Below are 26,061 nucleotides of genomic sequence, written 5' to 3' on the forward strand. Positions count from 1 at the left end.
AGTTTTTGCGCGCGAAGCAGCCTGGCCGGCTCGTTTCCGCGCGCGTTTGAGGCGTTTCTGGCGGCCGGTCGGGAGGCGCTAAATCCGCATGCCGCACAAGGCGCAAACGATTGCCGTGGCAATCAGCGCGGCGCCGATCAGGCCCGCCGACCAGACCCGATTGGCGGTCGTGACCTCCGTGCCGTGCGCGATCATGACGCCGCGCAGTCCGGACGCGAGATGCGCCAGGATGAAAAAGACCCCCAGCGCGTAATGCGGCAGCAGGCGGATGTTCCAGGCGCCGTGAATGAGCCCGTCCGGCATGCCGGCAGCCCAGGCCCAGTCGGTCTCGATCTTGTAGACGTGACGCGCGGCGATCAGCCCCGAATTCAGATGCGCCAGCAGGAAGGCCGCGAGATAGGCGCCGGAGCCGATCTGGAAAATGCGATAGGCGTCGGTGCGAAGGCTGCTCCAATGCCAGGCGAGCCGCACGCCGCTTGCCGCCTGGAACAGCAGCGCCAGCACCAGCACGGTTTCGCTCAGCGGCGCGCGATAAACCGCACGGCCGGCCTTCATGATCGCCGCATGGGTCTCGGGACCGATGAGCCCCGACAGATGATTGCTGAGATGAAACAGCACATAGAAGGTGATCAAGACAGCGGAGACGCCATGCGCCACCCGCAACGTCCCGGTCGTGCGCGTCGTTCGCTCCAGCGCCGGCTGATCGCCACCGGACCAGACAGCAGCGCCCGCCAGAAGCCAGATCGCGATCCAGACGACGATATCGGAGACCGGAAGGCCCAGCAGGTTCACCGCGTAACCGCGCAGCACACCGACGAAGACGAACAGCGGCGGCACGGCGATGGCGGCATAAGCGAGCCGTCGCGCCCTCAGATCCGATTGCGACGGTTGCGTGGCCGCCGTCCACCAAACGGCTGACACCAACCCCGACAATGGCGCCGCAAACGCCAGCGCGAGCAGGATCGCGGCGCCTGCGATGCGCACGCCGGACAACGAACCGCCGGATGGCGATACCGCGGCATGGAAGGCTTGCAGCAGGAACGGATAGCCGATCGCGGCCGCTGCCGGGCAGAGGCCGATGAGCTTGCGCCGCAGCGCATCGAACGGATCATGCGTGATGGAAACTGTGGTCGCCGGCGGCATGTGATCTGGATCACGCCGCGCCTCGCAATATTCCATCAGGCTGCGTTGAAATTCTGTTCCCCAGGTCAGGCCATCTCACATCGGGAACATTCTACCGCCGAGGGATTCGAATAGGTAAAGGAGCCTTCCGTGACGAAACGAACAACCTTGGTTCTCATCGCTGCCGCGGGCATGATCTTCTCCCTCACGGCAGCGGATGCCGCGCAACTGCGGCACCGTCATCATCACGACGGTTACCGGGCGCACGCTCACTATGCCCGCGCGTATCCGCGACCGATCTACAACGGCCAGGACTATCTCGGAAACGACCCCGATCCGAACATCCGGTTCCAGATCAGGCGGGATCTCCAGACGCACTATCGGTAGCTGCCGCGGAAGCCGGAGACTACTTCGCCCAGTCGTAAAGCGGTTTGTCGCGGTCGACCACGTAAACCGAGAACGCCTTCAACGACGTGTCGCCAACGACCTTGAAGCCGCCGTGCACGACGTCGGGCATGTTCGAGAGCAGAGAGCCGGTGGCAAACATCGTCGGCTCTTTGCCCGGCTGCTGCACCATCGCGCCCTGAATGACATAGCCCTGCTCGATGCCTGGATGGGAATGACGGTCCAGCCCATCGCCCGGCTTGAACTCGTTGAGTTCGACGACGATCTGCTTGTTGGGCGCACCGGGTACATCGAGCCGGCGGATTTCGTGCCGCCCGGGTGGGTCCTGCGCGAAGACGGCGGTCGGCGCCAGAGCGGTGCAGAAGGCGGCCACAAGGGCCGCGGTGCATTGAAGGGCTCTCATTGGACGTCTCCTCTCGTTCTGTTTTTTGATCGAGCGCTAGGCGTGCCCCCAGACCGCCTCGGCGGTGCGCAGCAGAACCTCGAATTTCTTCCACTCAACCGCTTCCGGCAGTTGCGGCATGCCGACGCCGCTGGAAAAGCCGCATTGCGGGCTGACGGCCAGTTGCTCGACGGGCAGATACTTGGAAGCGGCTTCGACGCGGCGCTGCATCGCGTCGACGGATTCGATCTCTTCCGACTTGGTCGTCACCACGCCCAGCACAACGATGGTGCCCTTTCGCACGAAGCGAAGCGGCTCGAACGTGCCGGCCCGATCGGTGTCGTATTCCAACAGCAACCGATGGTGCTTCAGTCCGCTGAAAAGCCTTTCGGCGATGCTGTCGTAGCGGCCTTCGCGATGCCATTGCGCCTGCACCTTGCCTTGCGCGTCGACACCGCGCGGATTGCCCCGGCACACATGCAGCCCGAACGTGACGCCGGGAAAGCCCTCGATCACTGCGTTTTCGGCAGCAATCGCGCGATCGAGATTCTTGTCCGGATCCTCGCCACGCGCGCGCATGCGCTCGAGCGAAACCTTGTCGACGTAGGCCGTGAAGCCAGGCGCATCGATGTGCACATAGCGGCAGCCCGCCTCCACCAGTTCGCGGATCATCTGGCGCTGGATCGCCACCACATCCGACACGAATTCGTCGATGTCCTTGTAGACGGCCTGTGACTTTTCCCAGGCGAAACGCTGCGCGATGCGGTCGGGTCCGATCAGCGACACCTTGACCGGCCGCTGCGCCATGGCCGCGGCGGCCTTGTACTCTTCGAGCACGACGTTCTTCTTCAACTTCAAGCGTTCGACCGCGGCACGCCGGGTGGTGATCGCGGGCCCCGAGGCTTCGTAGTTGGGCTCGGTGCGATGGCCGGGATTGTTGGGATCGCGCCACTCCTTCGAATCGCGGAAGTCCTTGCCGGTGACAGGCGGCGTGTCATAGCCCGAGACCGCGGTGCCGAAACTGTCCTGGAAGTTGCGTCGCCGGAATTCGCCGTCGGTCACGATCGGCATGCCGATCTGCTCTTGCTTGCGGATGACGTCCGCGATCGCCTTGTCCTCGATCGCGCGAAGCTCGCCCGCCGACAGTTTTCCGCGGAGGTGAAGCTCCGATGATTCCACCACGCTCGCCGGCACGACCAGGCTGCCGACCTGGTCAACGCGAAGTGCATTCAGATCTGTCGATATGGACATGACAAACGAACCTCGATTTCACGCATGCCGCGGCTTGCATTCCGGGACGAATGTCCAGACCCAGGCGACATCGGCTCAAGATTCTAGTGTCATTCAAGCCCGGCGAAATTGCGTCAATCCGGGATTCGCTCTTCGTCTGCCCACCCGGGCGCGGGCCGGACGGAGCGCCACTTCGAGCCGAGGCCGATTTCGAGTCTTCAGAAAGCAGCCTGCCGCACTTGAGGAAGGCGCGGCCTTGCTTGGCCCCTTCGCAGTCAGCTAGTTGTTGAACTTATCGATGGTTCAGTCGCGCTGATGCACCGATTTAAAGACTGGTTTGATCTCGACGACGACGCCCGGCAACACTGGCATGCTGCGTCCCGCGAGTGGGCACGCGCGATCAACCTCAGGCTCAACGCCTTTTTGCAGATCGAGCCGCCAGCCGGCGTTCACACGGGGCCCCTTCGCGGTCTGCCCTACGCAATCAAGGACATGTTTCGCACCGCGGATCGCCGTCCAACCGGTGGGCTCGCCGACGGCGGCGGACTCGCGATCACCGGCACGAGCGCGCTCACAGCCCAGTTCGACCAGGCCGGTGCGAGCCTCGTGGGCTTCACAGGCATGACCGAACTGGCCAGCGAGCCGTCCGGCCTCAATGCCGTGCACGGACGGGTCAAGAACCCCTGGAACCTGGACTACATCTCGGGCGGATCGTCGTCCGGCTCGGCCGCGGCCGTCGCGAGCGGCGCCGTCGCGGTTGCGGTCGGCTCCGACACCGGCGGCTCGCTCCGCATCCCGGCCTGTTGTTGTGGCGTGACCGCGTGGAAACCGACCTATGGTCTGGTGCCGACGGCAGGTGCCATGCCGCTCGCGCCGACGCTCGACACCATCGGGCTGCTTGCGCGAGGCGCAGCCGAACTCCTGCCCGCGGCACGAGCCATGACCTCGCTCCCGCAAACATCCCCGATCCGGCGCGTGGCCTTGTTGCGCGATGCGTTCGAGGAATGCGCGTCGGCCGTTCGTCAGGGCGCGGCCGATTTCGGCTATCTGCTATCGGGCCGCGGGTGCTCGCTGGGCCATGTCGATGCCCTGCCGGCCATCGAGACCATCGACAAGGTCACGCTGACGATCCTGTTCGCCGAAAGCGCCCGCGCCCATCGACACTATATCGATGATGAAAGCATCGAGCCGAACTTGCGCCGGCGGCTCGCCAAGGGCCTCGAGATCAGCGACGAGGCGCTGGCCGAACATGTCGCCCGCCGGGCATCGTTAATCGACGCGTTCGAGAGTCAGGTGATGGCCGGCTTCGACGCCGTGATCGCACCGGTCATGGCCATCGCCACGCCGACCGCCGACCAGTGCGATCCGAAGAGCGAAAGCTTCTCAGGCCGGATTCTTTACGCGCTGAGCCGCTTCACCCGCTTCGTCAATCTGCTCGGCTTCCCTTCCGTCGCGATGCCGGTCGGCTTCGATCCGCAGGGCATGCCGGTCGGCATCCAGGTCATCGGCCGACGCAATGCAGATTTCGCGCTTCTTGAATTGACTCAAGACATGCAGAACCACAGCGATTGGCATGGCCGCGTGCCGGCCGCGGTCGCCGACCTGTACCCTGCACGGGAGTTGAGCTGATGAAAATCACAGCAAGCACGGCGCTCGATCATTTGCGCGTCCTGGATCTGACGCGGGTGCGCGCCGGCCCCACGTGCTGCCGCATTCTCGCGGACTTCGGCGCCGATGTGATCAAGATCGACGCCCCTCCGGGGCTCGATCCCAATGAAGGGATCAGCGGCGCGCGGCACGGCTATGACATGGTCAACCTGCACCGCAACAAGCGCTCCATCACCTTGAACCTGAAGGCGCCTGAAGGCCGCGAGGTGTTCATGCGGATGCTGGCGACGTCCGACGTGGTCGTCGAGAATTTCCGGCCCGACGTGAAAGACCGGATGGGGCTGGACTACGAGTCGCTGAAGGCGGTCAATCCGCGGATCATCCTGGCGTCGATCTCCGGCTTCGGCCAGACCGGTCCCTACAAGACGCGCCCAGGCTTCGACCAGATCGCGCAGGGCATGGGCGGCCTGATGGGCGTGACCGGAGAACCGGGCACGCCGCCGATGCGCGCAGGCATTGCCGTTGCCGATTCCACATCCGGAATTTTCGCGGCCACCGGTATCCTGATCGCGCTCGCGGAGCGCGAGAAGTCCGGCATGGGGCAATGGGTGCAGACTTCGCTGCTGCAATCGCAAATCGCGATGATGGATTTCCAGGCCGCGCGCTTCCTGGTCGATCATCAGGTCCCGCCGCAGGCCGGCAACGACCATCCGACCACCGTGCCGATGGGCGTCGTGACCACGGCCGATGGCTACATCAACATTGGCGTCGGCGGCGACAGTCAGTGGCGCTCATTCTGCCAGAGCATCGAACGGCCCGATCTCATCGAGGTCGCCAAGTATGCCAAGGGCACGGACCGGACGCGCCACAAGGACGAGATCAAGGCCCTGCTCGAGCCGATCTTCAAGACGCGCACGTCGGCGGACTGGCTCGCCCGCTTCGAGGCGGCGGCCGTTCCGGCCGGTCCGATCTATAAAGTGGACCAGGTGTTCTCGGACCCGCAGGTCGAGCATCTCGGCGTCGCGGTGCCGCTCAAGGACCGCGAGCGCGGCGATGTCCGGGTGGTCGGACAGCCCATCGTGATGTCACGAACGCCCGCGAGCGTCGTTTCCAGCGTGCCGGACGCCGGCGAGCACAACGTCGAAATCCTGAACGAATTCGGCTATTCCACCGACTACATCGCGCGCCTGCGCGAACGCAAAATCATCTGAGGATGTGATGGAACTGGAACTCAAGGGCAAGACAGCGCTGATCACCGGCGGCTCTCGCGGCATCGGGCGGGCTGTCGCCCAGGCGCTGGCCGCTGAAGGCTGCAACGTCGTTTTGACGTCGCGCAATGCCGACGAGCTTGCCAAGGCAAAAGCGGACATTGGCAATCAGGCCGGCATTACGGTTCGCACGGTCGCCGCCGATCTTACCGACAGCGCGACGGTCGGCCGCTTGTCCAAGGACTTCCCCGAGATCGATATCCTCGTCAACAACGCCGGGGCCATTCCGGGCGGCGCGCTGAACGATGTCGATGAAGCGAAGTGGCGTACGGCCTGGGACCTGAAGGTGTTCGGCACCATCAACATGACGCGGGCATTCTACGCGTCGATGAAGGCCCGCGGCGGCGGCGTCATCGCCAACGTGATCGGCAACGGCGCGCAGACGCGCGATCCCGATTACATCTGCGGAGTCACGGCCAATGCGGGCCTGACCGCATTCACCGAGTCACTCGGCAGCCGCAGCCTGCGGGACGGCATCCGCGTCGTCGGCGTCAGCCCCGGCCCGGTCGCGACCGGCCGGCTGATCGGCCTTGTCGAGAAGCGGGCTCAGGAAAAATTCGGCGACGCTGCGCGCTGGCCGGAGCTTTTTGCCAATGTGCCGGGCGGCCGCGTCGGCAAGCCCGAGGAGATCGCCGCCATGGTGGCGTTTCTCGTCTCGCCGCGCTCCAGCTACACCAGCGGCGCCGTGATCACGCTCGATGCCGGCGTGTCATCGCGCGCCGGCCTCTGACGCTCAAACTCAGACTTTGTGGAGAAAAACGGATGCCTTTCCTGACCACCGACGACGGCGTGAAACTGCACTATGAGGACGTCGGCTCGGGCACCCCGATCGTGTTCGTTCACGAATACGCCGGCGACAGCCGGTCGTGGGAGCAGCAGATCCGCTACTTCTGCCGGCGCTATCGCTGCATCGCTTTCAACGCGCGCGGCTACACGCCGTCCGACGTTCCCGACGACGTCAAGAAATACTCCCAGGAGCGGGCCCGCGATGACATCAAGGCGGTGCTGGACGCGCTCAAGTTCGACAAGGCCCACATCGTCGGACTGTCAATGGGCGGCTTCGCCACGCTGCACTTCGGCTTCACTTACCCCGAACGGGTGCTCTCGCTCGTGATCGCAGGCTGCGGATACGGTGCCTCGCCCGACAAGCGCGCCCAGTTTGCCGCCGAGATCGAGGAAACCGTCAAGCGCATCGAGCAGGTCGGCATGGACAAGGCTGCCGAAGGCTACGCGTCGGCGCCGTCCCGCGTTCAATTCCAGAACAAGGATCCCCGCGGCTGGCGCGAATTTGCCGATCAGCTCGCGACCAACTCGACGCGCGGGTCGGCACTGACCATGCGCGGCGTGCAGGCGCAGCGCCCGTCCCTGTTCGAACTCGTGGAGCAGATGAAAACGATCACCGCTCCGACGCTGATCGTGACCGGCGACGAGGACTGGCCGTGCCTCGAGCCGGGCATTCTGATGAAGCGGACAATCCCAACGTCAGCGCTGGTGGTGATGCCGAACACCGGACACACGATGAATCTGGAAGAGCCCGCCGCCTTCAATCAGCACGTCTCGGATTTCCTGCATTCCGTGGACGCCGGCCGCTGGCCCAAGCGCGACCCGCGCGCGATGGCGACGGCCATCCTCGGAAAATAGCCCCGCATAAAAAAGCGCAGGCGGCAACAGCCGCCTGCGCTTCCGGTTTACCTCTATTGCGCCTGCTTCAGATCGGCCGCCTTGATGGCCAGATCGAATTGCGGTTGCTCACGCGCAATCTGCGCCGCGATCTCGGCCGGAGTCGTGCCGTTCGCTTCGACACCGAGCTTGTGCAGCTTGTCGACGACTGCCGGGTCCTTCGCTGCGGCAATAGCGTACTTGGCGAGCTTGTCCACGATGGCTTTCGGCGTCTTGGACGACACCAGGAATCCATTCCACGACGACAGGGAAAAGTCGGGATAGGTCTCGCTCACAGTCGGCACGTCGGGAAGCTGGCTCATGCGCTTGTCGGCAGCCACCGCGATGATGCGGGCCTTGCCGCTGTCGACGAACGGGATGATGTCCGCGGCATTGCCGAAGTACATGTCGACCTGGCCGCCGAGCAGCGCCGTCATCGCCGGCGCGCCGCCTTTATAGGGGATGTGGGCGCAGTCGATCCCCGAACGTGCGACAAACAATGCGCCCGACAAATGGCTGACGCTGCCGGTGCCGCCGGAGGCGTAGTTGAGCTTTTTGCCTTTGGCGGACGCCACGAACTCCGCAACAGTCTTGGCTGGATTCTCGCTGCTGATGGCCAGAATGAACGGGCCGGTACCGAAGGCACTGACCGGCGTGAAGTCCTTGATCGGATCGTAATTCACCTTCTGCACATGGGGCAGAACTGCGATCTGAGGCGCGGCCGCAAAGAATATCGTGTAGCCGTCGGGCGCAGCCTGCAGCACGTAGTTGGCGGCGATCGCGCCACCCGCGCCGGCGCGGTTCTCGACAACGAACGGCTGCTTCAAATCCTCGGCGAGCTTCTGGCTCGCGACGCGTGCCATGATGTCGGTGTTGCCGCCGGCAGCGAACGGAACCACGACGGTGACAGTGCGTGTCGGCCAGTCGGTCTCCTGGGCCTTGGCGGGAATGGTCGTCGCCAACAGCGCGAAGGCCACACCGGCGAGCGCGGCGCTACGCAGCGGCGTCATCGTGAAAGTCTGGATCTCAGTCAGCATCAAAACTCCATCCTGTGAGGCGTGCCCGCCCATGCGCGCTGGAAAGCAAAATCAGCGCCAACTTGCTCGCGGTGTTGCTCAAAGAAGCTCGCGCCGGACGAATGTGGCGAAATCATTCGGCGATCGACCGAGCAGCCAACGCAGCACATTCGAATTTCCCATCAGGCCATGCCCGTCGTAGTGAGCGTTCATCGCCAGCATGGTCTGGATGCGCTCGGCGGGAACCTTCGCGGCTTCAGCTTCAGCACGCATCTGCTGCGGCGGCTTTGCTTCCGCCCGGATCGGCTTGCCGACCAGCCCGGACAGGATGCGCGCCATGTCGTCCTGGCTCAACGCATCCGGGCCGGCCAGTTGATAGGTCGCGTGTTCATGCCCCGGCTCCAGCATGACTCGCGCGCACACATCGGCGAGATCGGCGAGGTCTACCACGCTGAACCGCGCCGTGGTGCTGAACGGCATGTTGTGCACGCCGGTGGCCAGCACCGATTTCCAGATCGGCACGAGATGCTGCATATAGCGGCCCGGCTGCAGGATCGTGTAGGTCACGCCGGAATCGACCAGATGGCGCTCCGCGCAAAGCTTCCGGTCGTGATGCGGCACGTCCGACAGCAGCGGATGCAGCACGGAATAAAGCACGAAGCGGCCCGTCCCCATCCCGGCGCACAGATCGATCATCGTGGCCGCGATGGTGTCCTCTTGCGGATGCATCGGCGGACAGATGTGCAGCACCTGCTCCGCCCCCTCCAGCGCGCGCTTGAGCGAGTCGGTGTTCGTGAGGTCGCCCATTGCAACGTCGGCTGCTCCGGCCTGACGCAACTCCGCTTCCGCTTCGGGCCGGCGGACGAAGGCGCGCACCACGCCGCCCTTCTTCGCCAGCGCCGCGACTACCCGGCGCCCGGTCTTGCCGGACGCGCCCGTCACCAAAATCGGCTTCTTGAAGTCCATTCTCAGTCCCTGCACTTGTTGCGCCGACAACGGCCTCGGCCCGTTCAGCCTATCTTCAGAACATCCAGCAGCGGATCGCCGCGCAGCAGCCTGCGCTCGCGTTCGTATTCGTCTTCGCGCCGGGCCAGCGCGCGTTCCGCCACAGCCTCCCATTCGGACACCGGAACCACGACCACGCCGTCCTGATCTCCGACCACGAGATCGCCGGGATTCACGACGGCCTCGCCGATGCTGATCGGAATGTTGAGCCAGCCGGAATGTCCGCGCAGTCCAGCGACCAGGCTGCTGCCGATCGCAAAGACCGGGAACTTGTGCTCCAGAACCTCCGACAGGTCGCGGACCGTACCGTTGCTCACAACACCATTGATGCCCTTGCGGCGCGCCTCGAAGGTGACGGTGCCTCCCCACGTCGCGCCGCGCTCCGCGGCGCCGGCGTCGATGACGATCACGCTGCCGGGCGGAGCCTCGTTGACCGCGCGGACCACGGCGAAGGTCTCGCCCGGAAACATCTTCACCGTGAAAGCGGGGCCCGCGACCCGCGCCTCAGGGAACAGCGGCTTGATGCGCGGCGAGAGATCGCCGCGCTTGCCGGCAGCTTCCCAGAGCGTGGCGGCCGGCATGGATTTGAGGACGGTCAGCGCGTCAGGCCGTTCGACCATAAATCCTGCTCCTTTGAATCTGCGGCGCGCCCGGCGTCATTCGGTCAGCGCGACCACACTCTGCGGTGGTATCGCCAGAGATACGTTGTCGCCCACGGAGACCGGCGAGAACTCTGGCGCCTCTCGAAGATCGGCCGTGACGACCGCACCGTTTGTCAGCTCGACGGCAAGCCGGATGGACTGCCCGAGATAGATCCGCTCGACGACGCGGCCGCTGGCAAACACGTTCGGATCGGCGGCCGGGGCCACCTTGAGCCGCTCGTAGCGGAACGCCGCTGTCACCGGCTGGCCGACGGTCAAAGCTCCGTGAGATTTCGCCATCAGGCCCACACCCTTGCAATCGATCCGCACGAAAGCTTCGTCGCCGATGGACGTCACCACACCATCGAGCATGTTTGTGTGACCGATGAAGGAAGCAACAAAACGGGTCCGAGGCCTGTTGTAGATGTCCTCCGGAGTACCGACCTGCTGCAACCTGCCGCCATGCATTACGCCAATGCGATCCGACATGCTCATGGCTTCGCCTTGATCGTGCGTCACGTAGATGAAGGTACGGCCGGTCGACTTATGGAGACGCCGGAGTTCCTCCTGCATCTGGATTCGGAGTTGAAGGTCCAGCGCTGCCAGTGGCTCGTCGAGCAACAGCACTGACGGCTCATTGACCATGGCGCGCGCCATGGCAACCCGCTGGCGCTGGCCGCCGCTCAACTGATCCGGCATGCGTTCGCCGTAATCGGCTAGCCGCACCAGCGCCAACGCGCCGCGGACGCGATCGGCAATCTCGTTGTTGGGCATCTTCTTGCGGCGAAGGCCGAAAGCGATGTTCTCGAACACCGTCATGTGAGGAAACAGCGCCAGATGCTGGAAGATCATGTTGGTGCTGCGCGCGTACGGCGCCGTGTCGCCGACATCGACTCCGTCGATCATCACGCGGCCGGATGTCGACTGCTCAAATCCGCCGATGATCCGCAGCAACGACGTTTTGCCGCAGCCGCTTGGTCCGAGCAGCGAGAAGAACTCTCCCTGGAATATGGTCAACGACACGTCGCTCAGCGCCGCGACGCCTCCCCGGTCATAGACCTTGGAGACGCCCGCGATGCTGACGGCGACATTCGTTCCAGTTTCGGCGGTGCGTTCAACGTTCATTTCGCATCAAGCCGACTTGAAGCCCGCCCACGCCTCGATCCAGGCGTTCATGTCATTGGGGAAATTGGCGGTGAAGCGCGCGGTGTCCGGCCCGGTCACGTCGAGCCCGAAAAGCTTCTTTTCGTCGTCGTTGAACGTGGCCAATGCCTTGGCGGACATCGGACCATAGTTCGAGGATCGCGTCAGCGCGATGCCGTACTCCTCCGACAGCATCGCGTTGGTGATCGCATGGGCAAGCTCGGCCTTCTGCGTATCCTTCGGGATGAACGCCGCATGATTCCAGAACAGGATGCCCTCTTTCGGACGGGCGTTGAGCGTCGGGATTCCCTCGCGGACCAGCGCGGCGCGCATCGGCATCCAGCCGTGCATGGTCCAGACCTCTCCGCTCGACATCAGGTTCACGGCCTCGCCGAACTTGGACCACAGCGCGCGGATGTTGCGCTTTTTCGAGATCAGGAATTTCTGCACCTCGCGAAGATCGGACACCGGCATGGTCGGCGGGTCCTTGTGACCCAGCGCCAGCGCCGCCACCAGCAGCGCCTGATAGGCGTCGTCGCGCAGCGCAGTGTGGCCCGCGAATCTGTCGTCGAACAGGATGCCCCACGACTTCGTCGCCGGATCATCCGCCGGAATCTTGTCGGTCCGAAATAGCGGCGAATCGTAGCCCCAGAACACAGGCACCATGTAGGCGTTGCCGTTGCGGCTCTGGATTTCCGGCTTGAACAGCTCGACCATTCCGGCGGCGTTCGGGATCTTCGACATGTCGAACGGGCGGATCTTCTCGTCGCCGGCCTTTGCGCCCATCAGCGGCGCCCGGACGAAGTACATGTTCGTCGCCATGAAGTCGTACCGCGCGGTGCCGCCCGGGGCGAACAGCTTGGCGACCGAATCCGTCGGCGACAGATACGGCACCTGCTCCATCCGGATGCCGGTCTGCGCTTCGAGGATCTTCCTGGCATCATCGGGAATGGCGACGCCAGGCATCACCGCGATGACCGAACGGTCCTGTGCGCGCAGCAGGCTGGTTCCGGCGAGAGCCGCCCCCGCCCCCAGCACCATCCGCCGCGTCCACCTGCCTTGCCGATCAAAAGTCATGGGATTGTCTCCGTGAAGTGTCAGCCGGCTGTCGTCTGAGGCGCCTGGCGGGTGCGACTTGCCGCAACAGCCCCGACCATCGCCACGGTTGCCGAAATCAGGATAATCAGCACTGCCATCGCCGGCAGTTCTGGTACGAGTTCGTCCATCACCAGCGTCCAGAACATGACCGGGACTGTACGCTGCGATCCGGTCACGAACAGCGTGCGGATGAATTCGTCGAACGACAGGCTGAACGAGAACAGCGCTGTCGCCACAATCGACGGGCGAATGATCGGAAACATCACATAGCGCAGCACCTCGAAACGCGTCGCGCCGAGGTCCATCGCCGCCTCCTCCAGCGCGACGTCAAAGCCGTGGATGCGCGGGTACAACGTCAGGAAGGCGAACGGCAGAACCCAGTTGACGTGAGCGACCACCACCGAGGTCCACAGCGAGAAGCCCAGGTTCAGGTAGCCGAAGAACATGAGCAGCACGATGCCACCGACAATTCCCGGCATGACGATCGGCATCAGAACCAGATTGAAGACGACGCCCTTCAGCGGAAAATCGCGGCGGAACGCCAGCGCCAATGTCAGCGCCAGCGCGGTCGCGATGACCGCCGCGACGAGGCCGACGCCGATGCTGTTGAGCAGCGCCGACAGGAATTGCCGGCTTTCCAGCACTTTCAGGTACCACTCGCCCGTGAAACCGCGGAACGGAAAGCCGATGATCCGGGAGGCGTTGAATGACAGCACGCCAATCATCACGATCGGCCCGTAGAGAAAGACGTAGAGCGCCGCCGCATAGACCGACAGCACGATCCGCGACGTCCTCGACAGGGCATGAGCCGATCGCGCCATGACTATCCGCGCCCCGCCGTGAAAATCTGACGGATGCCGACCCAGCGGCCGGCCACGATCAGAATCGCGAACGTGATCGCCGACAGCACCAGCGCCAGCGTGGCGCCCAACGCCCAGTTGTTGTTGGCCTGAAATTGCGCGGCAATCATGCCGCTCACCATGATGCCGGAAGGCCCGCCCAGCATTTGCGGCGTGACGTATGAGCTCATCGCCAGCAGGAACACCATGACGCAACCGGACACGACGCCCGGCCAGCTCAGCGGCAGCACGATGCGAAGAAAGACCCAGAACGGCTTGGCGCCGAGGTCGGCGGCCGCTTCGAGCAGCCGGGGATCGATCTTCTCGATGGCGAGATAGATCGGCAGCGTCATGAACAGCGTGTACACGTAAACCAGGCCGACATAGATCGCGCCCTCGTTGTACAGCATGCCGCCGATCGGCTGATCGATGATGCCGGTGGCAAGCAGAATGCGATTGATCGCACCGTTGGTGCCGAGAATCGGAAGCCAGATGAACGAGCGGACCACGTAGCTCGTCCAGAACGGCAGGAACAGGAGCAGCGTCAGCACGATCTTGGCCCGCCCCGACGCGAACGCGAGGAAGTAGGCGATCGGATAGGAAATCGCGAGCGACAGGAGCGTCGCCACCAGCGCAACGCGCAGCGTCTTCAGGATCAGCGTCGCGTAGAGCGGGTTGCCGAGGATCAGCGCGTAGTTGCCGAACTGGAAGTCCGGCTTCAGGCCGAACATCCCCGACGTCCAAAATGACATCACGCCCGCGAAGCCGAAGGGGATGACCACGAAGGCGAACAGCCACAGCAACCCCGGCAGCAGAAGAAGCAGCAGTGAGATTTTGTCGGAGCGCATCGTCAATTTCAAAGCCGCCGGCACAGGGTCGGCAAACCTGCCGCAGAGAATTCGCCGCATCGCAAGGCGGCTGTTCACCGTGCAAGAAGCCGGCCAATGCATCCAGCTTTGGCAGTCCCCGCACGCAAAAACAACGCCCGCATCTGGCAATATCTCAGCGCGCAACGTCGCGCACCAAGCCGAAACCTCAGAAATTCGATTTCGATATATTCGAAACCTGCCTAGAAAAGATTGCAATGGCCGTATTGCCGCAGCCGCATGGCATTTGCGCAAGTTGGCGCGTTTATTGCTATTTTTTCGACCGCTACACTGATCGACACCCGCCCGCGCCGGCAGGCAGCCGTTTCGCATAGAGAGAAGGCCCATCCATGACCCGACGCTTTCCGATCCAGCTTCGAGCACCTTTTGGGGGGCTGTGCTTACCATGCTGTCGCATGATCTCCAGAGCCTGAGGATTTTCCTTGCCGCATGCGAGTTGCGCAGCCTCAGCAAGGCGGCGGAGCAGCATCACATCGCGGTATCGGCCGCCAGCCGGCGGATCCAGCTTCTGGAACATGAGGCCGGAAGCCCGCTCGTCGTGCGGCGGCCGCACGGCATCGAGCCGACGGCCGCAGGCTTGACGATGATGCGGTACGCCCGCGACGTGCTCAGGCTGGGCGACAAGCTTTCGGTCAGCATGGAAGAGCATCGGGGCGGCACCCGCGGCTACGTGCGCGTCTGCGCATCGAGTTCGGTTCTGGTCCAATGCCTGGCCGACGACCTTTCGACATTTGCGAAAGGAAATCCCGACATCAAGATCGACCTGGAAGAGCGGCCAACCACATCGACCATCGAAGCGGTGCGCCACAAACAGGCCGATCTTGGATTGATCGTCCGTGGAGTCGAGACGGCCGGACTGATGCTGATCGACTATAACGGCGATGAGCTCGTGGTGGCCTTGCCAAAAAAACACCCATTGACGAAGCGCCGGGAACTGACGTTCGAAGATCTGGTCGGCGAGGATTTCGTTTCGCTGGAAAATGGCACGGCGGTTCACCGGCTGGTGTCCGATCGTGCGCGTGAACGCGGCCACCTGATGCGGCTGCGCATGCAGGTGCGTTCGTTCGAGGTCATGTCGCTGCTGATCGGGCAAGGCCTCGGGGTCGGCATCATGCCGAGCAAGGCAGCCAGGCCCATGACCGAGGGCTTCGGGCTCAAGCTCGTCAAGCTCGCCGAGCCGTGGGCCCAACGGCAGTTCGCGATCTGTTACCGCATGGGAGAGATTCTCGATGCGCCGTGCCGCCGCCTGATCGATCACCTGACGGCGAGCACCGTGGGGGCAAGCCAGGGCTGAGACGGGCCGTCTGCCCCCATTGCCCCCATTCCAGATTTCGCATTTTTGGATATCGGAATCGAAGTTATTGGAATTCCGATGCTTCGCTGCGCCGCCGTAGTGTGGCTCATGCAAAGCCCATCCAGAGTCGACGACCATCAAGACCTCCGCGACGCCGTCTCCGACTTGTGTTCGCGTTTTCCGAACGAATATTGGCGGCGGATCGACGAAAAGCGCGGCTACCCCGAAGACTTCGTGAATGCGCTCACGGCGGCCGGCTGGCTCGCCGCATTGATCCCGACCGAGTACGGCGGCTCGGGCCTCGGGCTCGTCGAAGCCTCGGTCATCATGGAGGAGATCAACCGCTCCGGCGGCAATTCCGGCGCCTGTCACGGCCAGATGTACAACATGTCGACACTGCTGCGGGCGGGCTCGGAAGAGCAGAAGCAACGCTATCTGCCCAAGATCGCCACCGGCGAACTGCGCATGCAGTCAATGGCGGTGACGGAGCCCACGACCGGATCCGACACCACCAGACTGAAAACGACCGCCGTCCGGCGTGGGGACCGTTATGTCGTCAACGGCCAGAAGGTCTGGACCTCGCGGCTGCAGCATTCAGATCTGATGATCCTGCTGGCGCGGACCACGCCGGCCGACCAGGTCAGCAAAAAGGTCGATGGGCTGTCGGTGTTCGTCGTCGAAGTCGCTGCGGCGATGAAGGCCGGCATGGTCGTCAAGCCGATCTCGAACATGGTGAACCACGAGACCAACGAGGTTTTCTTCGACAACCTGGAAATCCCGGCGGAGAACCTGATCGGCGAAGAGGGCCGCGGTTTTCGCTACATCCTCGAAGGTCTCAACGCCGAACGGACATTGATCGCGGCGGAGTGCATTGGCGACGGCTACTGGTTCACGGACCGGGCGGTCCGCTACTCCGGAAGCCGTACGGTGTTCGACAGGCCGATCGGCCAGAACCAGGGAATTCAGTTCCCGATCGCCCAGGCCTTTATCAATGTCGAAGCGGCGAGCCTCATGCGCTTCAAGGCGGCACAGCTTCACGACGCCGGGAAGCCCTGCGGGGCCGAAGCCAACATGGCCAAGCTGCTCGCGGCGGACGCCTCGTGGCAGGCGGCCAATGCGTGCCTTCAGACACACGGCGGCTTCGGCTTCGCCGCCGAATACGACATCGAACGGAAATTCCGCGAGACCCGGCTCTACCAGGTCGCGCCCATCTCGACCAATCTGATCCTCGCTTATGTCGGCGAGCATGTCCTCGGAATGCCTCGCTCGTATTGATGCGCGCGCACGCCCTGGGAATGCTATCGTCGGAGCAAGACGCTGCGGCCTTTGAATTGCATCGAAACACCCTTGCGAAGGAGAACGCGTATGAGACTTGCTAGGATTACTCTCGCGCTTGCTGCTGCTGTCGCAATGCTGCCGGGCCATGCTTTTGCGGTCGGCCCCGAGCCCGCGCCCATCTCCCCGCCCGTGCAGATCACGGTTGGGTATCAGAAGGTCGGGCATCTTGCGCCCATGGTGCAGGTGACCGAGCAACTGAAAAAACTCGGCGTCGAAGCCAAGATGGTCGAGTTCGTCCGCTACGCCGACGCACGCACCGCTCTTCTCGCCGGCTCGCTCGATGTGGCATCGATCGGACCGGCCGATCTCGCCATCGCTCTGTCCCAAGGCTCGACCAGCGCCATAGGCCTGATGGGCGTCGGCTCGTCGCCCAAGTATGTGATCGGACGCAACGGCGTAAAACTCGACTCGTGGGACGATATCAAGGGAAAGAAGATCGCCATCGCGCCAGGATCCGCGGTCTGGTTCCAGTTCGCGGCCACGCTGGTCGAGAAGAACATTCCCTACAACAGCTTCCAGGCGGTCAACATCCAGGGCGGCGGCGCGAACTTCGATCAGGCGCTGAAGAAGGGCGACGTTGACGCCATCGTCACCTGGGAACCGTTCGAGTCGACGCCCGTTTTGGAAGGCTACGGTTTCTTCGCGAAAAACCTGGAGTACGGGCAGTCCAAAGCGGTCGGCGCCGAGCTTGGCATCATCGCCGCATCCAAGGATGCCCTGGAGAAAAAGCGCGGCGCGATTGAGCGTTTCGTCTGGGCCTATCTGAGCGCCCAGGAGGACATGAGCAAGAACCCCGAGAAGTTCACCAAATCCTATGCCGAGTTCACCGGCATCGAACCGAAGCTCTCGGCCGAGGCCACCAAGGTGATCAAGCTCGGCGAGGTCGTGTCCGTCGATCAGATCAAGCGGCAAGCCAAGGCCTTCGCCGATCTCGGCGTGATCCCCAACGATGTGTCCGGGCAGATCGCCAACTATTGGGACGGCTCGTTGGTCACTCAGGCCATGAAGTAATCGCGTTCCACTCATCGGGAAGCACGCCGCATGAGCGTCGTTCCTGCGCACAACCGGGCCGTCAACCCGCAGCGGCCCGCACCGGCCGAGCGATCCATCGTTCCGTCGATATGGCGCGGCGTGCGCACCGCTTTGCTTGCGATTGGGCTTCCGGTTGCCGTGATCGCGCTGTGGCAATGTGCCGGCAGCGGTGGATCGCTTTTTGGCGGCGTGCTCCCGACCCCGGATCGGGTCTGGACGGCCTGGTACAAATGGGCGTTTGGCCAATCCGGTCTTGGCCTCAACCCCTACAGCGGAACGTGGGTCTCGAATGTCCTGTTTTCCGCTCAGCGCGTCGCGCAAGGATTTGCCGTCGCCATCGTGGTCGGCATTCCGGTCGGGATTCTGATCGGCTGGAACAGGCTTGCGGCCGGCGCCCTTGACCCCACGGTGCAGGTGCTGCGGCCGATCCCGATCACCGCGTGGCTGCCGTTCTCGATCGCTCTGTTCGGAATCCAGGACATCGGCTCGGTCTTCCTCATCGCGCTCGGCGCGTTCTATCCGATCGTCGTGAATGCCAGCCAGGGCGCGCGCGACGTCGAGCGAAACCTTGTTCGCGCCGCTTTGATGATGGGAGCGCGGCGCATGACCGTGCTGCGCCGCGTCGTGCTGCCCGCGTCGCTGCCCTCGATCTTCACCGGGCTGCGCGTCGGCTTGGGCATCGGTTGGACCGCCGTGATCGTATCGGAGATGGTCGCGGTCAAATCCGGACTCGGCTACGTGCTCTGGGACGCCTACTACGTCGGGCGCATGGACGTCGTGATCGCCGACATGGTGTCGATCGGCGCGCTCGGATTCCTGAGCGACCGTCTGATCCTTGCGCTGGAAAGCTGGGTTCTCGGCTGGCGCCGGCTTCAATCCTTTCAGAACTGACGCACACGATGGCCAAGGTCAGCTTCGATCATGTCGGCAAGACGTTTCGCGGCACTCGCATCGTCGATGCATTGCAGGACGTCACGTTCACGGTGAACGAGGGCGAGTTCGTCGCGCTGCTCGGCCCTTCGGGCTGCGGCAAGTCGACGGTGCTCAACATCCTGGCCGGGTTCGAACGGCCGAGCGAGGGCACCGTGACGATCGACGGAGCGCCCGTCACCAGTCCCGGTCCCGACCGCGGCGTCGTGTTTCAGGAGGCGGCGCTGTTTCCATGGCTCAGCGTCTGGAAGAACGCGATATTCGGGCCTGAAGCACAGGGAATACCGCGCTCGACGTTCGAGCCGCGCGCCCGCGAGATGTTGCGGCTGGTCGGCCTCGATTCCTTCTCGGACTCCCTGCCGGTGCAGCTTTCCGGGGGCATGCGGCAGCGCGTCGGCCTGGCGCGCGTTCTGGTCATGCAGCCGCGTGCATTGCTGATGGATGAGCCATTCGGCGCGCTCGATGCCCAGACCCGGCTGCAGATGCAGCAGTTGCTCCTCGATGTCTGGCAATCGCAGCGCGTCTCTGTCCTGTTCGTGACGCACGATATCGACGAGGCGATCCTGCTGGCCGATCGCATCCTCATCATGTCGGCGCGGCCGGGCCGCATTGCCAAAACCATCCCGATCTCGCTGGATCGGCCGCGCTCGATCGAGAGCCTGACCGGCCCGCAGTTCATGTCGTACAAGGCGCAGATCATGGAAGAGATGAACGTCAAAGGGACGGCCGCTCCACCGACGGCTCCGCGCTGACACGCCGCCAGACAAGAACAACCGCGCCTCTTTTCATTCGTAGCAACAGCAGGAGACCCGTCTTGGACATTCTCGGCAACCGTAAGAAAATCGGCATCATCGTGCCGAGCACAAACACCATCGTTCAGCCGGAATGCGAGATGCTGAAGCCGCGCGGCGTGACCAATCACGTCGGCCGGTCGACCCTGAAGACCACGACGATTTCGGAAAAAGGCTTCGCCGAGCATCTGCGCGCGATGCAGGCGGGCATGGACGATGCCATCGAGCAGCTCATGACCTGCCGCCCGGACCATCTCATTTTCGGCATCGCCATCGAGGCATTCCAGGGCGGCGTCAAAGGCGCCGAGGAATTCCAAAAGACCCTGGCCGGCAAGGCCGGCGTCAGTGCAACCATCGGCTCGACGGCGGCCGTGGCTGCGCTGAAGTCTTTCGGCGCCAAGAGGATTTCCGTGCTGACGCCGCATCAGCCTTCGGGCGACGAGATCGTGCGGACTTATCTGACTGAGGCAGGCTTTGAAGTCGTCAAGCTCGTCGGCCTCAAATGCGCGAGTCCGTGGGCCATTGCCGAAGTGCCTCCAGAGACCGCGCGCACCCACCTGCAGGATTTGAATGGCGACAATGTCGACGCGATCCTGCAGGTCGGCACGAATCTCGCCAATGCGACCACCGCGGCCGAAGCCGAGCGATGGTTCGGAAAGCCGGTTCTGTGTCTCAACGTGGTGTCGTACTGGCGAGCGCTCCGCACGTGCGGTGTTCAGGACCGCGTGTTCGGCTACGGCCGCATCCTCGAGGAATTCTAGCGGATACCGTCTCGTCAGGCCGACTTGAAGGCGGCCCAGGCCTCGATCCAGGCGCTCATCTCGTCCGGCCAGAACTCCGGCAGCAGAGCCGTCTTGCCGTCGGTCACGTCAAGGCCGAGGCGCTTTTGGTCTGCGGGCGAATACGAAGCCATGGCCTTGGACGAGATCGGGCCGTAGTTGGAGGCATTCGTCAAAGCCACGCTGTATTCCTCGGACAGCATCGTGTTGGCGACCTCCATCGCGAGAGCCGCCTTGCTCGAGTCCTTCGGAATGAATGCTGCGTGAGTCCAGAACAGCAGGCCTTCCTTGGGCCGCGCGCTTGCCACCGGAATGCCCTCCCGCAGCAGCGCCGCACGCATCGGCATCCAGCCATACATCAGCGCGACTTCGCCGCTCGATATCAGGTTGACGGCTTCGCCGAATTTGGTCCAAAGCGCGCGGAAGTTCTTTTTCTTCGAAATGAGGAACTTCTTGACCTCGTTCAGGTCCGACAACGGCATCGTGGTCGGTTCCTTGTGACCCAGCGCGAGCGCCGCCGTCATGATGCACTGGTAGGCATCGTCGCGCAACGCCACCCGGCCCGCGTAGCGATCGTCATACAGTATCGCCCACGACTTGGTTGCCGGATCGTCCTCCGGAATCTTGTCTGTGCGGAAGATCGCCGTGTCATAGCCCCAATACACCGGGACCATGAACGTCTTTCCATCGCGCATCTGCCCCTGCATCTGCGTCTTGAAGAGATCGATCATGTCGCCCACGTTCGTCATCTTCGACATGTCGAAGGGGCGCATCCTCTCGTCGCCGGATTTGGCGCCCATCAACGGCACCTGGACGAAGTACATGTTGGTGATCATGAAATCGAACCGGGACGTTCCGCCCGGCGCGAACAGCTTGGCGACCGAGTCGGTCGGCGACACGTAGGGGATCTGTTCGATTCTGATCCCTGTTTTGCGCTCAAGCAGTGCCTTGGCCGGGTCCGGCATCGCCACGCCGGGCGTGACCGCGACCAGCGAGCGGTCCTGCGCCCGCGACGCGCCGACCCGGTTGAGCAGCATGGCGCCAGCGCCGGATTGCAACAGCGTGCGGCGCGACAGGCCGCGACGTGTGGAGAACTCGTGCTCGTCCGACATTGCAAATCCCCCTTTTTACCGCCCACGCCAGACCGGCTTGCGCTTCTCGCGAAACGCCAGCGGCCCCTCGATCGCGTCTTCGCTCTGATACACAGGCTCGAAATCCGATCCGCGTTGCGGATGGCTTCCGAATTGCCGACCTCGGTCGACATCGCCACCATCTCCTTGACGGCCCGCATGAAGAGCGGCGAGCCCGCCAGAATGTCGTTGGCCAGCGCTCGCGCCTTGGCCATGACGTCGCCCGGCGCAACGACGTGATTGACGAAACCGAGTTCATAGCCGCGCTGTGCCGAAATCGGGTTGGCGGTCATCAGCAGCTCGACCATGACCCTTTGCGGAATCATGTGAATGAGCGGCGCCGCCCACGGCACCCCGCGCCCCACCCTCGCCTCGGTGATGGCGAACCGCGCGGTCTCGCTCGCGACGCACAGGTCGCACATCTGCACCAGCCGCCAGCCGCCGGCATATGCCCCGCCGTTGACGGCGGCGATCACGGGCTTGCTCACCTTGATGTTCTGACCGATCACCGGGAGGAAATTCGGCGGCGGCACACCGAGTTTGGTTTCGGTGAACTCGATCAGATCGATGCCGGCGCAGAACGCCTTGTCGCCGGCGCCGGTGAGGATCGCGACGCGCAAACGCGGATCGCTCTCGAAATTGCGCCAGGCCTCCCAGAGCCCTTCCCGCATCGCGGCGTTGAGAGCGTTGCGCTTGTCCGGGCGGTTCAACGTGATGACGACGATCTCGCCTTCGATCTCGTAGAGCACCTCGTTTGCCATCGCCATCACCACTTCCCAGGTTCTCGACGCGATCAGGTGTCCAGCCAGACCTTGTCCATCTGCATGTTCACATAGATGTCGGGCTGCGCCACCCAGCCTTTCACCGCGCTCCAGAACGCCGCGCCGTAGCCGACCCAGGCCAGGTTGACGTGATAGTAGGTGCGCAGGAACGTCATCTGGAATTCTCGGATCGTCGCCGCCCGCTTCTTCGGATCGGATTCCCGGGACTGCTGCCGGTAAAGGCCGTCGATCGCATCGTCCTTCCAGTGGCCATAGTTCCGGCCACCGAAGCTCGTATAGCCTTCACCGAGGATCTGATCCGGTAAGGTTCCGCTCAGGCCGAGCGAGTGGATCAGCAGTTGGAAATCACCTTTGCTCTCTTGGGCGAAGAATGCGCCGGCGTCGCGAATGTCGACATTCACGTCGAGCCCGATGGTCTTGAGCTGGGCCGCGACATTGATCGAAGCGTCACGGAATGCCGGCACGTCGCTGCGCGCCGGCATCACGATCTTGAAGCCCTTGGGCACCCCGGCCTGCTCCAGCAACGCCATCGCCTTCCGGCGATTGGCCGCGATATCTCCGCCAAGACCGGGCAGCGTGTCGTAACCGCCGAAGGTCTTCATATCCTCCGGGGAGAGGCTGTAGACGCTGTCGGGCGGCATCAGACCCAGGCTGTGAAACGACGCACCGGCCAACGGGCCGACCGTCTTGATGAAGGCCTGGCGATCGATCGCCAAAGACAACGCCTCGCGCACACGAACATCATCGAAGGGTTTGACCTGAATGTTCGGAATGAGATTGATCGATGTCGGCGTCGGCCGCCGCAGCTCCGCCATTCCAGGAACACGACGTAGCGTTGCCGATACGGATTCGCTTGGAAGGAAATAGCAGGCGTCGATGCGCTTTCCCTGTAAGGCCACGCCGCGCTCGATCTCGCCCTTGATCGGAAAGAATTGGATCTTGTCGAGATAGGCCTTCGCGCCAAAATATTGATCGAACCGCGACAACTCATAGATCTGGCCGTCGATCGCCTGCGTCAAACGGAAAGGACCCGTGCCGACGATCTGCCGTTTCATCCCGGTCCCTTGGACATCGAGAGGTTCGGCAACCTTCCTGCAATAAATGACGTTGAACGGATTGCTGACCAGGAACGGAAAATCGGCCTGCGGCTCCGTCAGGCGAATGACGACGGTGTGGGCATCCGGCGTCTCAATGTCGGCGATGTTGCCAAGCTGGCCTTTGCGCGGGCTGATGATGCCGCTTGGCGGCTTGCGGATGCGATTGAGGCTGTAGACCACATCGTCCGCCGTCATCGGCATCCCGTTGTGGAAGACCACACCGCGGCGAAGCCGGAAGGTGACGATCTTGCCATCGGCCGAGACGTCCCATGTCTCGGCAAGGTCGGGCTGCAGCCGGTTGTAGTCCTGGCTGTCGATCCGCAACAGCGTCGAATAGCACGGCGCGCCGACGAATTGCGTGAGATACGTGACGGTCTGATGGACATCGAGGTCCGGCGGATCGCCGCCGTTGCTGACACGCAGCGTGCCGCCGCGTTTCGGCGTCTGCGCCTGGCCAACGCCTGGCGCCATCATGGTGGCTGTCAACGCGCCGCCGGCTTTGAGGACCGCACGCCTGTTCAGATGACTCGTCATTGTCTGCAATCTCCGCTGTGGATTGCCGCCATCATTCTGCTAGATCATGTGTCGAAACCCATGGCACCGAAACACCAAGCCACATGCCCAACACCATGAAAGCCATTGTGACCGAGGGGCACGGCGCTCCCGACGTTCTGGTCTATCGCGATATCGACGCGCCTCCCGCGCCAAAGGGGCATCAGGTTCTGGTTCGTGTGCGCGCCTGCGGCGTGTGCCGGCGTGACATTCTCGTCAGGCAAGGACCAGGCCACCGCGGCCTCGCGAGCCCGCTGGTGCTGGGTCACGAGATTGCAGGCGAGGTTGTGGCGCTTGGTCCTGAAGCGCGAGGCCTGCAAGTCGGACAGCGCGTGTGCTCCACGCAGCGTGAATTCGTGTGCGGCTGCTGCTCGATGTGCCGGACCGACCGCGAGACGCTGTGTCCGGACTTGCGCTTTCTCGGCCAGGAGGCTTCCGGCGGCTACGCCGAATACGTCCTGATCAACGACGACAACCTCGCTCGCTTGCCCGACAATGTTGACTTCGCTCATGGCGCAATCGTCGGCTGCCCAGTCGGAACGGCGTTCAATGCGGTGTGCGATACCGGCAAGGTGCAGCCGGGCGAACGCGTGCTCATCACCGGGGCCGGCGGACTCGGTATGCATGCCGTGCAGATTGCGCGCGCCGTCGGCGCCACCGTAATTGCCTCGACGCGGTCGCAGTCCAAGGTGCGCGCGCTCGAAGAGGCCGGCGCCCATACCGTCGTTGTCGCAGTTGACGGCAATTTTGCCAAAGGCGTGCGCGCCGCGACGGGCGGTCGCGGCGTCGATGTCACGGTCGATACGGTTGGCGGTGCCGTTTTTCACGAGGTGCGGCGTTCGGTGGTCCCCGGCGGTCGCATCATCCTGGTCGGAGAAGTCACCGGAACGGCGGTCGAGTTGGACATGGCGCAGATTTACCGGCGCGGCCTCGAAATCCGCAGCGCGGTCAGCACATCGCGCCGGCAGCTCGAGATGGCGTTGCGGCTGGTGGCCTCCGGCGCGGTCCGCCCGCTGGTCGAGCGCACGATGCCGCTCGCCGAGGCCGCCGCTGCACACCGCCTGGTGGAGGACAACGCCGTTGTCGGCCGTGTTGTGCTGGTTCCGTAACCTCACGATCGGCACCCCAGCTCGATTGTCGCGGCTGCGCCGCGCACGACCTCGGTGCCGTCCGCCTTGCTGACCGAAAGCGTGCAGGTCACCAGTGCGCGATTGTTTTCGTTGGTCTTTCCCGACACGGCGCCGCGAAAAACGATGCTGTCGCCTGCGTAAACCGTGCCCCGCTGCCGGTAGCTGAGCTTCCGCACAAAGGCGTCACCGCCGCCCCATTGCATGAGTTGGCGCGCCATCAAGGCGCCGACCATCTGCCCGTCCATGAACGGCGCCGGCATTCCGAGCTTCGCCACGAATGCCGGATCGTAATGATAGCGATGGAAATCCCAGGTCGCGCCGGCATACATCACCAGCGACGTCAGCGTGACGTCGAAATCCAGCGGCGGCAGCGCTTCGCCAACCGCCACATCCTCATAACGTCGTGAGCGGAACGCGGTCATGGCTTATGGATGTTGGTTTCGCGGTTCACGGCGAGCAACTCGCCGCGCTGGTTGGTGTACCGCGCCTCGGACACGACGAAGATCATCGTGCCGGCGCTGCTGGTCTGCCGTTCGTATATATCCGCGAGACGCCACGTCATCGTGATGCGATCGTCGGCGCGCACCGGCTGGTGAAATTCGTATTCGTTGCCGCCGCGAATGAACCGGCTGCTCGGCAGCGGCAGCGGCCAGTGATGGCCGATGTAGCCGTTTTCATCGGGCGGATTGCGGAAAAACTGGTTGGTTTCGCACACCAAGGTCGGCGGCGCGATGGTCGCGCCGTGGCTGGTGGTTCGCGCATAGGCTCCGTCATGGAACAGCGGATTTTCGTCGCCAATCGCGAGGGCAAAGTAACGGATCGAGGCGGCGCCCAGCTCTTCGGGCGCGGTGTAGGACACCTCCCGTCCGATCCAGCTCTTGAGTTCGTCGGTCATGTACGAGC

At 63.5% G+C, this 26,061-nt stretch carries 28 protein-coding genes; 13 read left to right on the plus strand and 15 right to left on the minus strand.

The genetic code is table 11. The features are described 5' to 3' along the window. Positions 1-78: 78 nt before the first annotated feature. Positions 79-1,143: a succinate dehydrogenase/fumarate reductase transmembrane subunit gene (locus tag RHPLAN_RS30035; protein ID WP_237179942.1), complete on the minus strand. Its 1,065-nt coding sequence runs from the start codon at positions 1,141-1,143 to the stop codon at positions 79-81. Between the two features lie 129 nt (positions 1,144-1,272). Between RHPLAN_RS30035 and RHPLAN_RS30040 the strand changes: the two genes are divergently transcribed. After that, positions 1,273-1,509, plus strand: a complete 237-nt coding sequence (locus RHPLAN_RS30040) for a hypothetical protein (protein WP_157100582.1) — start codon at positions 1,273-1,275, stop codon at positions 1,507-1,509. Between the two features lie 19 nt (positions 1,510-1,528). On the opposite strand, the gene RHPLAN_RS30045 is transcribed toward RHPLAN_RS30040, so the two are convergent. Together RHPLAN_RS30045 and RHPLAN_RS30050 are read right to left on the minus strand one after the other, a co-directional pair. Then, on the minus strand, positions 1,529-1,930 hold the full coding sequence (locus RHPLAN_RS30045; protein WP_198164562.1) for a cupin domain-containing protein: 402 nt from the start codon (positions 1,928-1,930) through the stop codon (positions 1,529-1,531). A gap of 36 nt (positions 1,931-1,966) precedes the next feature. Next, positions 1,967-3,160: a cobalamin-independent methionine synthase II family protein gene (locus RHPLAN_RS30050; RefSeq protein WP_068026192.1), complete on the minus strand. Its 1,194-nt coding sequence runs from the start codon at positions 3,158-3,160 to the stop codon at positions 1,967-1,969. A 294-nt stretch (positions 3,161-3,454) separates the two neighbouring features. On the opposite strand from RHPLAN_RS30050, the gene RHPLAN_RS30055 reads away from it, so the two are divergent. From RHPLAN_RS30055 to RHPLAN_RS30070, 4 genes are read left to right on the plus strand one after another with little or no spacing between them, the layout of a single operon-like run. Further along, a complete protein-coding gene (locus tag RHPLAN_RS30055) occupies positions 3,455-4,768 on the plus strand; it encodes an amidase (RefSeq protein WP_068026195.1) in 1,314 nt (437 codons plus the stop codon). Then, positions 4,768-5,958, plus strand: a complete 1,191-nt coding sequence (locus RHPLAN_RS30060) for a CaiB/BaiF CoA transferase family protein (RefSeq protein WP_068026198.1) — start codon at positions 4,768-4,770, stop codon at positions 5,956-5,958. Before RHPLAN_RS30055 ends, RHPLAN_RS30060 begins: the two co-directional genes overlap by 1 nt. A 7-nt stretch (positions 5,959-5,965) precedes the next feature. Further along, positions 5,966-6,745: a short-chain dehydrogenase/reductase gene (locus RHPLAN_RS30065; protein WP_068026200.1), complete on the plus strand. Its 780-nt coding sequence runs from the start codon at positions 5,966-5,968 to the stop codon at positions 6,743-6,745. A gap of 32 nt (positions 6,746-6,777) precedes the next feature. Next, entirely contained in the window at positions 6,778-7,656 is an 879-nt protein-coding gene (locus RHPLAN_RS30070; RefSeq protein WP_068026203.1) for an alpha/beta fold hydrolase, read from the plus strand. A 53-nt stretch (positions 7,657-7,709) separates the two neighbouring features. Here RHPLAN_RS30070 and RHPLAN_RS30075 read toward each other — a convergent pair whose 3' ends face one another. The 7 genes from RHPLAN_RS30075 to RHPLAN_RS30105 form a co-directional block, all read right to left on the minus strand. Then, positions 7,710-8,711: a Bug family tripartite tricarboxylate transporter substrate binding protein gene (locus RHPLAN_RS30075; RefSeq protein WP_068026205.1), complete on the minus strand. Its 1,002-nt coding sequence runs from the start codon at positions 8,709-8,711 to the stop codon at positions 7,710-7,712. A 78-nt stretch (positions 8,712-8,789) separates the two neighbouring features. Beyond that, the gene (locus tag RHPLAN_RS30080) at positions 8,790-9,656 is read right to left on the minus strand and encodes an SDR family oxidoreductase (RefSeq protein ID WP_068026207.1); all 867 of its coding nucleotides are present in this window, start codon (positions 9,654-9,656) and stop codon (positions 8,790-8,792) included. A gap of 44 nt (positions 9,657-9,700) precedes the next feature. Further along, positions 9,701-10,315 (minus strand): RraA family protein, encoded by a 615-nt coding sequence (locus RHPLAN_RS30085; protein ID WP_068026210.1) that lies wholly within the window; start codon positions 10,313-10,315, stop codon positions 9,701-9,703. 36 nt (positions 10,316-10,351) lie between these two features. Further along, positions 10,352-11,461: an ABC transporter ATP-binding protein gene (locus RHPLAN_RS30090; protein ID WP_084245889.1), complete on the minus strand. Its 1,110-nt coding sequence runs from the start codon at positions 11,459-11,461 to the stop codon at positions 10,352-10,354. Between the two features lie 6 nt (positions 11,462-11,467). Then, positions 11,468-12,556, minus strand: a complete 1,089-nt coding sequence (locus RHPLAN_RS30095) for an ABC transporter substrate-binding protein (RefSeq protein ID WP_084245891.1) — start codon at positions 12,554-12,556, stop codon at positions 11,468-11,470. Positions 12,557-12,576: 20 nt separating this feature from the next. Further along, complete coding sequence (locus RHPLAN_RS30100) at positions 12,577-13,398, minus strand: ABC transporter permease (RefSeq protein WP_068026218.1); 822 nt, start codon at positions 13,396-13,398, stop codon at positions 12,577-12,579. A 2-nt stretch (positions 13,399-13,400) separates the two neighbouring features. Next, a complete protein-coding gene (locus RHPLAN_RS30105) occupies positions 13,401-14,264 on the minus strand; it encodes an ABC transporter permease (protein WP_068026221.1) in 864 nt (287 codons plus the stop codon). On the opposite strand from RHPLAN_RS30105, the gene RHPLAN_RS40275 reads away from it, so the two are divergent. The 7 genes from RHPLAN_RS40275 (at position 14,251) to RHPLAN_RS30135 (ending at position 20,449) form a co-directional block, all read left to right on the plus strand. Continuing rightward, a complete protein-coding gene (locus tag RHPLAN_RS40275; RefSeq protein WP_198164563.1) occupies positions 14,251-14,577 on the plus strand; it encodes a hypothetical protein in 327 nt (108 codons plus the stop codon). The genes RHPLAN_RS30105 and RHPLAN_RS40275 overlap by 14 nt on opposite strands. A gap of 111 nt (positions 14,578-14,688) precedes the next feature. Continuing rightward, a complete protein-coding gene (locus RHPLAN_RS30110; RefSeq protein ID WP_068026223.1) occupies positions 14,689-15,597 on the plus strand; it encodes a LysR family transcriptional regulator in 909 nt (302 codons plus the stop codon). 108 nt (positions 15,598-15,705) lie between these two features. After that, positions 15,706-16,872 carry an acyl-CoA dehydrogenase family protein gene (locus tag RHPLAN_RS30115; RefSeq protein ID WP_068026226.1) on the plus strand — a complete coding sequence of 389 codons (1,167 nt, stop codon included), beginning with the start codon at positions 15,706-15,708 and terminating at the stop codon, positions 16,870-16,872. 90 nt (positions 16,873-16,962) lie between these two features. Next, complete coding sequence (locus tag RHPLAN_RS30120; protein WP_198164564.1) at positions 16,963-17,946, plus strand: ABC transporter substrate-binding protein; 984 nt, start codon at positions 16,963-16,965, stop codon at positions 17,944-17,946. A gap of 30 nt (positions 17,947-17,976) precedes the next feature. Beyond that, on the plus strand, positions 17,977-18,858 hold the full coding sequence (locus tag RHPLAN_RS30125; RefSeq protein WP_068026230.1) for an ABC transporter permease: 882 nt from the start codon (positions 17,977-17,979) through the stop codon (positions 18,856-18,858). Between the two features lie 8 nt (positions 18,859-18,866). Next, positions 18,867-19,649 (plus strand): ABC transporter ATP-binding protein, encoded by a 783-nt coding sequence (locus tag RHPLAN_RS30130; RefSeq protein ID WP_068026233.1) that lies wholly within the window; start codon positions 18,867-18,869, stop codon positions 19,647-19,649. A 62-nt stretch (positions 19,650-19,711) separates the two neighbouring features. Further along, the gene (locus RHPLAN_RS30135; RefSeq protein ID WP_198164565.1) at positions 19,712-20,449 is read left to right on the plus strand and encodes a maleate cis-trans isomerase family protein; all 738 of its coding nucleotides are present in this window, start codon (positions 19,712-19,714) and stop codon (positions 20,447-20,449) included. A 14-nt stretch (positions 20,450-20,463) separates the two neighbouring features. On the opposite strand, the gene RHPLAN_RS30140 is transcribed toward RHPLAN_RS30135, so the two are convergent. The 3 genes from RHPLAN_RS30140 to RHPLAN_RS30150 are packed head-to-tail and all read right to left on the minus strand — an operon-like array spanning position 20,464 to position 24,010. Continuing rightward, positions 20,464-21,366, minus strand: a complete 903-nt coding sequence (locus tag RHPLAN_RS30140; RefSeq protein ID WP_237180230.1) for an ABC transporter substrate-binding protein — start codon at positions 21,364-21,366, stop codon at positions 20,464-20,466. Continuing rightward, positions 21,300-22,364, minus strand: coding sequence for an enoyl-CoA hydratase/isomerase family protein (locus RHPLAN_RS40655; RefSeq protein ID WP_237180231.1), 1,065 nt, complete (start codon positions 22,362-22,364; stop codon positions 21,300-21,302). Before RHPLAN_RS40655 ends, RHPLAN_RS30140 begins: the two co-directional genes overlap by 67 nt. A 26-nt stretch (positions 22,365-22,390) precedes the next feature. Beyond that, positions 22,391-24,010, minus strand: coding sequence for an ABC transporter substrate-binding protein (locus RHPLAN_RS30150; protein WP_068026241.1), 1,620 nt, complete (start codon positions 24,008-24,010; stop codon positions 22,391-22,393). A 95-nt stretch (positions 24,011-24,105) separates the two neighbouring features. Here RHPLAN_RS30150 and RHPLAN_RS30155 point away from each other — a divergent pair, with 95 nt between their 5' ends. Further along, positions 24,106-25,137 (plus strand): alcohol dehydrogenase catalytic domain-containing protein, encoded by a 1,032-nt coding sequence (locus RHPLAN_RS30155; protein ID WP_068032057.1) that lies wholly within the window; start codon positions 24,106-24,108, stop codon positions 25,135-25,137. Between the two features lie 2 nt (positions 25,138-25,139). Here the strand turns inward: RHPLAN_RS30155 and RHPLAN_RS30160 are convergent, their stop codons facing one another. Further along, positions 25,140-25,580, minus strand: a complete 441-nt coding sequence (locus RHPLAN_RS30160) for a MaoC family dehydratase (protein ID WP_068026244.1) — start codon at positions 25,578-25,580, stop codon at positions 25,140-25,142. After that, entirely contained in the window at positions 25,577-26,053 is a 477-nt protein-coding gene (locus RHPLAN_RS30165; RefSeq protein WP_068032060.1) for an FAS1-like dehydratase domain-containing protein, read from the minus strand. Before RHPLAN_RS30165 ends, RHPLAN_RS30160 begins: the two co-directional genes overlap by 4 nt. Positions 26,054-26,061: the final 8 nt, after the last annotated feature.

The organism is Rhodoplanes sp. Z2-YC6860 (assembly GCF_001579845.1).
Taxonomy (GTDB): Bacteria; Pseudomonadota; Alphaproteobacteria; order Rhizobiales; family Xanthobacteraceae; genus Z2-YC6860.